Source organism: Rhizobium sp. NFR03, from assembly GCF_900111275.1.
Classification (GTDB): domain Bacteria; phylum Pseudomonadota; class Alphaproteobacteria; order Rhizobiales; family Rhizobiaceae; genus Ferranicluibacter.
In genome coordinates this window covers 1-7,071 of sequence record NZ_FOGR01000025.1, presented here as the reverse complement: position 1 = coordinate 7,071, position 7,071 = coordinate 1, and the positions used below count along the sequence as shown (strand labels likewise).

Here is a 7,071-nt window from a genome sequence, read left to right as displayed (position 1 = left end):
ACAAGATCCCGCGGACGGTCCGATCGGGATACCGTCTAGCGCGGCCGAATAGTCTTTCGGTAGACTTGGTGCGACGCACGGGTGCAGCAAGCCATGTGGATCTAGTGTCAAGATCGACGCGCGAGTGCCCGGCAACAGGCTTTCCAGTTGACGGCATAACGTAGCGAGTGTTGCTTCAAGCTCGTCGCCTTGAGCAACCATCCTCAGAATACTGTTTTGAACTTCAATCAGCATAGCTGCTCCTTTCCCCAATGGACGGTAGCATAGCGTTACGGTTGCAATCTTAATGACTCCGGCAAACTGAAAGCATCCTGAATTAAAGGTTACTGCAGCCGCGGAGTACCCGCCTGTGATCTGACACCAACCAGCATACCCAGCGGACGTCACGCGCTCAGAAACAGGTGGCTCGGAATTAAGACCTAATTGCAGATCCAGACTCTGAAAAATCTGAGAGATGGATGACGTTGGAGGCAATGGGCGACGAGGTAAACGCTGTGTAGCCGTTCCGACCCCGCCGTTTCGTCTCATAAAGCGCGCTGTCAGCATTTTCCAACAGGGTTTCAGGTGTGGCAGAAGATTGATGGTGTGTGACAATGCCGATGCTAATCGTGACAGTCAGTCGCAGGGCATTCCATTGCAACGGTGTGCCCCGAACTGCTCCAACGATCCGCATTGCAACGGCTGCTGCGTCGTGTGCGCTGGTTTGGGGGAGCAGTAGACCGAATTCGTCTCCGCCGAGGCGGGCAAAGACTTCGCCGTTTCGCAGCTGCCCCATGATCACCTCAACAACGTGCCTCAGTGCCGCGTCGCCTGCTGCATGGCCATGCTTATCGTTTATGGCCTTGAACCGATCGAGATCGAACAGAAGCAGGCTTACATTGTGTCCGGCCCCGGCAGCGACACAGGTCCTGTTCAGATAAGTCATAAACATTCGACGATTGGCGATCCCCGTCAACTCATCCTGGTTTGCCAACCGCTCGACATGTGAGCGCAAGTGCTCGACGGCTGAGATAAGAAACCCGAAGTTCCAGATGACGGAGGCGAACAGGAAGACCAGAAGGTCAATCGATGCCGCCTGATAAAGCTGGAGGTCAGGCCTGATGCCGGTCACGATGAGAAGGTTGCCTCCAGCGATGACACTGTGGGACAACACGCCCGCCGCCATGGCGATGGCGGCAACGACCGCTCCAAGATCCCGCCGGTGTCTCTGCAGAAGATAGCTCGCCGTTAGCGCCAGCGGGATCGACTGAGCCAGCGTGTAGACAGGATTGCGGCCATACCACACGTAAAATGTTGCGAGCATTACCAGAATGCTGATGCTGACCAAGGTGGAGATCCTTACCCCTTGAACGGTATCGCCGTGAAAGAGACGCGAACCACACCAGTTGAGGTAGAAGCCAAAAATAATCAGGCCGTTACCTGCTACTGTGTTCGCGATGAGGCCACTATCGCCTTGGAGAGACAATGCGATCCCGCCAACGACGCCAGCAGCGCTTCCGGCGAGCCAGTAACGCGCAGCATGCAGATCCCTATATCGATAGGCGAGCATACCCCACAGAACGCAATGGGAGAGGTTGAGGAGCAGGACGACAACGAACAGCGTGAAGAAATCCAGCATACTGCATCCTGTTTAAGAGACAGGATGACGGCTACATGCCAAGGATTGAAAAGCTGGTGAAATAATTAATACGCATTTGATGGAAGCTCCAATGGCAGGAGTGACCTTCCTCGCACGCACGTCAGCGTTGCGTCATTCAGCGAGGACCGCTTCATCAAGATGGCAGTCAGTGACCTGCCGCCGTTCTCAAGAGCTTTCTACCTCTGAGCATCAAATAGGGTGATTGCTAGAGACACGTCCGCGATGCGGATAGCGCCGTGATCACCACCGCCATTGGCGGCAACAGCGCAATCCGAACGGCCCGTTTCCTTCCAGGAGGCGCCGGCGCTCTGGCCTGCACGACGCCCGTTGACCCCTCGGGGCATGCGTATTTTGGGTAGATCGTGACGTTTACCTCGTAGCGCGCCGGGGGGCTCGGTCGAGCCGTTCCGTCAGACCTTCGCCGATCCAGAACATGTTGCCGCAACCGCATGGGCAAACGATGTCCCGTGCTGGATCACTCTCTCGACCCGAGGGTGTGGTCTGACAGAACACGGACCTTACGCACTTTACGAAGAACGGCCTTGTCCCGATCGGATTGCGCTGGCTTCGATCTTTTCCCCGACGGCGGCGATCCGCACTTGTGTTTCGGCAATCGCCGTTTCAAGGTCCTCCAGCGCAAGCTCCACCTGCGCTGAATCGAGTTTTTCGATCCCAGAAAACTTCGCCTTCCTGACGTCGCGTGCATCGTCCGTGTCGAGGCTGGAGCGGACACGGCCGGCCGAAGCCGTGCGCGGCGCACCGGGCCATCGAGAACCTTCTGTACGGTCCTCCACGTCCTCATCACCGAGGACCAATCCCGCCTGCGAAAAGGTCACGGCGCCAATAACGTGGCTGTCGTCAGACAGTTCCCTCACAATCTCCTCCAATCCGCTAAAGACAGAAAGTCCCTTAAGACGCGCCGCAAACTTGCTGGATAGTCATCTGAATACCTCGGCAAACTCATCAATGCAGAAAGCGATAATTGGATTCAGAGTCCTGCTCACCCGTGTGCCGTACTCCCGAGGCTCATCGGATATCGTCGCGGAAAAGACGTAATCTGCTTGGTACTGAGCGAAAGAGGTACGTGCAAATGCGCCGTCAAACGCAATGAAGATGTAAGACATGAAGTCCGTTCCATGTGGATCCCAAGCTAAAGGTTCATTTTGATCTATAGACCAGAAATTGACGGCTTACGTGCCGTCGCTGTTGGCGTCGTGGTCCTCTATCACGCTGGATTTCCGCTGACGGGCGGGTTTGTCGGTGTCGATATCTTCTTCGTTATAAGCGGATATCTTATTACGACGGTCATCGTTGAGGACGTCAAAGCAGGGTCTTTCTCCCTCATCTCATTCTATGAGCGGCGCGCCCGCCGCATCCTTCCAGCTTTGATTGCCGTGTTGCTGTTTACCGTTCCGTTCGCGCTGATGTGGCTGATCCCCGCTGAATTCGAAGCCTATTCCCAGTCGCTGATCGCGAGCCTCTTGTCGTTTTCGAACATAGAGTTTTGGACGGAGCAAGGCTATTTCGCCACGGATGCTGACAGATTGCCCTTGCTCCATACGTGGAGCTTAGCCGTAGAGGAGCAGTTTTACCTTATTTTTCCTATTCTTGCGCTTTCAGTCATTCGATGGAGGAAAACATGGCTTACGCCGATTATCAGTGCGCTCGCCATCCTCAGCTTCCTGGTGGCCCTCCTTGGCGTAAAGGCATACCCCGACGCTAATTTCTATTTTCTTTCAAGCCGTGCCTGGGAGTTGTTGGCTGGAAGCCTGTTTTGCTTTTTGACCGCGTCACGGCTTCGCTGGGTCAACGATGTCGTGTCTGCGACTGCCTTGTCGCTTACTCTTCTTTCCGCTGCTCTTCTCACCGCTGATGACCCCTGGCCATCAGCCTTGACCTTGGTTCCGGTCATCGGAGCCGGAACCCTACTTGTGTTCGGCATTCAGGGGACGTTAGCTGCCCGCATCCTGTCGATACCTCCGTTAACCGGATTAGGCCTGATCAGTTACAGCGTCTATCTCTGGCACCAACCCATCTTCGCCTTCGCCCGTATTCGCAGTGATGCCGCACCATCGCCACTGATGATGCTCATATTGGCCTTGCTTGTCGTCATCGTCGGCTTTCTTTCATGGAGATTCGTTGAACGACCGTTTCGGAAGGGTCCGGATCACCTTCCAAAAAGCAGGTATCGCTTCATTGCTATCGTCGCTTCGGCAAGTTTCGTTTTGATCCTCGTTGGTGCAACAGGCCAGATGACGGTCGGTTTTCCGGGACGTTTGGCACCTGCGACGGCTGCAATGATTGAGGAGAGCGGCTGGAGCCGTGACTGCATGTTCAGCAGCGACGATGTGATGCCGGAATTCCCCATGAGAGCCTGCATCTTCAACCAACTCAATCCAACGCGATATGCGTTATGGGGTGACTCAGTTGCTTCATCCCTGAGGCCTGCTCTTGCTGAAGAGCTGAACAAGCGCGGCATCGCGGTACAGCAGTTTACACACGGTTTCTGTGCTCCCCTGCCAGGGATTTCTATGGCGTACAATGAGGAAGGCCGCCGGTGCGCCTCCTTCAACAGGCAGGTTATCAATCAGATCCTCGCAAGCGATATCGATACGGTCATACTCGCTGCGTCGTGGGCATCGTTTTTTTTCAGCAAGAGCTACGACGTTGACGAGGTTTTAAGGACGACCGAGGGGAACAATCGTCAGTTTGTAATCACGCGGCTGAAGGAAACAATTGCAATACTCGAGCGCGCAGGACGGCGAGTGATACTGATTTTTCCCCATCCTGTGCCGACCGTGAAAGGGGTGGATGCGGTCGCGCGCATGATGCAGAAAGGCGTTGCCAAGCCGACGATAACGATCGCCTACCAAGACTTCCTCGCCGAGACAACGAGAAGTCGCCTCGCTTTAGATGAGGCGAGCAGTGCTTTGACCATGAAAGTTAGGCCCGAGCGAGCGTTTTGCGGTACATCTCGTCCCCCAACGTGCTTGATTGCCCAAAGCGGAACCCTCTTCATCGCCGATGAGCTTCATTTTACGAAAGCCGGGGCTGCCCGCTTGGTTGGCGAGGTTATGAGGATGAAGGAGTTTGGGCCCGAACAGCGTTAGCCGTGAGCGGAGACGACCCGAGCCCGATCGGAGCGTCATTGCGGTGGAGCTGAAGAAGCCCGGCGTGACACTGACGATCCTGTGGGGAAAATATCGAGCCGTCTATCCTGATGGCTGCGGCTTCAGCTGGTTCTGCGACCTGTTCCGCGGCTTTAAGCGACGTCCGACGCCAACGATGCGGCAGATCCCTATCGCTGGCGACAAGGTATTCGTCGACTATTTCGGCAAGAAGCTGCCGATCGTCGATCGCAAGACCGGCGAGATCCGCGAGGCGGATCTTTGTCGGCGTGCTGAGCTGACCAAGTGATCAAGACCGCAGCCTCAACCATACAGTATGTCCGAGCCGGTGACTGCGTTGCGCGGTTTGGTGGCGAAGAGTTCGTGGTACTCCTACAGACTATCGAGTCCAGAGAGGCAATGAACAGAGCGGAACGTTTGAGGGCGGGGTTTGAGCAGCGCGCAGTTGGATCAGATGCCAGCGGGGTGCCGGTCACGATCTCGGTCGACTTGGCTCTGAGCACCGCTGACGACCGCGATCCGGATGACGTGATCGAAAAAGCGGATCAGGCTCTTACGATGCGAAATCGAGCAGAAGGAACTGCGTTCGGATCTTTAGGCAGAAACCGTCGGTTCTGGCTGTCAATCTGTAGGCGCCTCCAGTCGACCTTTACCTGAAACGATCAAGGGCTTGCCATGTATAAATTAGCTGTCGAAGGTTCGTATCACATCAAGGCGTCAGAGAAAAAGGGAATGGCGAAAAATATTCTGCTTCACGCAAGCGGCAGCTCAAACCATCCGACCCACAACCGATCGCGCGAAAGATATCGAGGATAAGACTATTCGATTGCAGTCGATAGTGTTCGACTGCTTCAGGTTGAGCAATGGTATCTTCTAGTTCCCTGAGATCTCAGTGCACAACGTCCCGTTTCCTATTGAGGGGCATGCTGAACGTGAAGCAAGTCCGCCTCGTGTCCGACGACGCTTGAAGAAGGCCGCCATGTGCCTTGGCGATTTCGCTAGCGATATATAGACCGAGCCCCAAGCCTTGCTTGTTGATGTTGTCTCCGCCCCGGTAGAACGGCTGAAACAAGCGCTGCATTACGGCTTCTGGTATCGGCTCGCCGCCGTTGCCAATTGTGAGCTGAAACCTGTTCTCGAGCACCTTTGCAGTCACGGTCACCGGTTCTTCCGCTGCACCGTGAGTGATCGCGTTTCCGAGCAGGTTCGAAAGCAGCTGTTCCAAGCGGGCCTGGTCCACATCGATCGGCTGATGCAAGTTGAATTCTGTCTGGATAATCCGCTCTGGATGCGCGGCTTGGATTTTGTTTACGATTTTCGCAAGTAGGGGCTCGATCCGTCCTCCCCGCGTTACCTCCAGGCCGATCCCATTACCCAGTCTTCCGCGGGCAAGATCCAGCAGGTTCTCGATCAGGCTACCCATTCGCTGCACGCTCTCGCCCATAAGGCGCAGGCTTCACATACGTCGCGGTTGGCAGTTCTTCACTTGGAACTCTACCCAATTTCCCTGCGCAGGCGCCGTACTGCCGGACACTCGCGTTAGGGAATTAGCCGGCGGGCCCATAGAACGGACCGAGAGGGCTTTGGCAGCCGGCGTGTATGCTTGCGCCTTTGCGGGCCCCGCATGCCGGAAGCGGTCGTGCGAACCAACTCGCCCATTTTTTGCGCCTGCCCTGAGGACTGCGTCTGCCAGGCAATCTTGACGCGCGACACGAGTGTGCTGAGAGAACCAACGCAGGCAACAGTTCTGCCATCAATGCCCTGGGTATGGTCGCACAGATTGTACCCGTCAGGACCGCAGCGATCGGAATCATTGGCGCTCGATATCGAGATCGGCGGTCTCAGCGCCAAGCACATGTTACTCAAGGATGGTATCGGCTGGGCGAAATTCCAGAGCCGATGGGAGACGCCATACCATCGGTTCGCCTTGGGCAGCTAGGCCAGCCCAATTGCAAAGGCGGTCCATATAGCTTCAGGCCATCTGCCGCGCTGACACACTGCCATGACCAGCCGCGCGTTTTCTGATCAGCGGCTTCCAGAGCCGAGACGCTGGTGACCCTTTAGCGGCCGATTCAATGCCATGTCTTTCCTCTGCAATCTTGCTGGGCGTACGCGTATTTCGAGGCTCATGTGGCTTTGCCGCACTTGCGCAGGTCTCGCCAGATGCCACAATCGACCTTCAAAATGGCGAGGTGCTACATGACCGGATCCGCGTTCGCATCGCTCGTGTCGCTTTCCTCGGACGATCTCAAACTTCTGCGTGAGGTTTGGGAAGATTGGTGTCGGGATCGAAACGTCGATGGC

Annotated in this window: 4 protein-coding genes and 2 pseudogenes; 2 read left to right on the top strand and 4 right to left on the bottom strand. The window is 55.8% G+C overall.

Annotated features, from left to right (window positions below; all coding sequences use genetic code 11):
- The 3 genes and pseudogenes from BSG19_RS26290 to BSG19_RS25500 all read right to left on the bottom strand — a co-directional run.
- A pseudogene (locus BSG19_RS26290) lies at positions 1–234 on the bottom strand (diguanylate cyclase); the annotation flags it as partial.
- A gap of 178 nt (positions 235–412) precedes the next feature.
- Entirely contained in the window at positions 413–1,618 is a 1,206-nt protein-coding gene (locus tag BSG19_RS25505) for a GGDEF domain-containing protein (protein WP_092990794.1), read from the bottom strand.
- 319 nt (positions 1,619–1,937) lie between these two features.
- Positions 1,938–2,307 (bottom strand): annotated as a pseudogene (locus BSG19_RS25500) (IS66 family transposase zinc-finger binding domain-containing protein); the annotation flags it as partial.
- Positions 2,308–2,802: 495 nt separating this feature from the next.
- Here BSG19_RS25500 and BSG19_RS25490 point away from each other — a divergent pair.
- Both BSG19_RS25490 and BSG19_RS25485 read left to right on the top strand, forming a co-directional pair.
- Positions 2,803–4,749, top strand: a complete 1,947-nt coding sequence (locus BSG19_RS25490; RefSeq protein ID WP_170866116.1) for an acyltransferase family protein — start codon at positions 2,803–2,805, stop codon at positions 4,747–4,749.
- 43 nt (positions 4,750–4,792) lie between these two features.
- Positions 4,793–5,056 carry a transposase gene (locus BSG19_RS25485; RefSeq protein WP_210185423.1) on the top strand — a complete coding sequence of 88 codons (264 nt, stop codon included), beginning with the start codon at positions 4,793–4,795 and terminating at the stop codon, positions 5,054–5,056.
- Positions 5,057–5,656: 600 nt separating this feature from the next.
- Here the strand turns inward: BSG19_RS25485 and BSG19_RS25475 are convergent.
- Entirely contained in the window at positions 5,657–6,190 is a 534-nt protein-coding gene (locus tag BSG19_RS25475) for a sensor histidine kinase (protein WP_170866115.1), read from the bottom strand.
- Between the last annotated feature and the right edge of the window lie 881 nt (positions 6,191–7,071).

Bases quoted from the DNA above. Each gene is read 5' to 3' on its own strand.
- BSG19_RS25475 (WP_170866115.1), bottom strand. From the start codon at position 6,190: ATGGGTAGCCTGATCGAGAACCTGCTGGATCTTGCCCGCGGAAGACTG.
- BSG19_RS25505 (WP_092990794.1), bottom strand. From the start codon at position 1,618: ATGCTGGATTTCTTCACGCTGTTCGTTGTCGTCCTGCTCCTCAACCTC.